The following is a 278-nucleotide window of genomic DNA, read 5'->3' as shown; positions in this document are numbered from 1 at the left end:
CCGGCAGCTACTTCTTCCTCAGTGAACTGTTCGTCGACCTGCCCCTGCCGGTGGACGCGCCCCACGCCACGGAACACTGCGGCCGCTGCACCGCCTGCCTGGACATCTGCCCGACCAACGCCTTCGTCGGCCCCTATGTGCTGGATGCCCGACGTTGTATTTCCTACCTGACCATCGAGCTCAAAAGCGCCATCCCCGAAGACCTGCGCCCGCTGATCGGCAACCGGGTATTCGGCTGCGATGACTGCCAGATCGTCTGCCCCTGGAATCGCTTCGCC

Annotated in this window: 1 protein-coding gene; it reads left to right on the top strand. The window is 64.4% G+C overall.

Features of this window, described 5'->3' with window-relative positions; all coding sequences use genetic code 11:
- Positions 1-278: 4Fe-4S double cluster binding domain-containing protein (locus R0J88_RS19765; RefSeq protein ID WP_410900841.1), on the top strand; the 278-nt coding region annotated here is incomplete at both ends.

This window comes from Pseudoalteromonas sp. SIMBA_162 (genome assembly GCF_046535955.1).
GTDB lineage: Bacteria > Pseudomonadota > Gammaproteobacteria > Enterobacterales > Alteromonadaceae > Pseudoalteromonas > Pseudoalteromonas marina.
The sequence above is the reverse complement of the archived record's forward strand: the minus strand, read 5'-3'. Positions and strand labels throughout refer to the sequence as shown.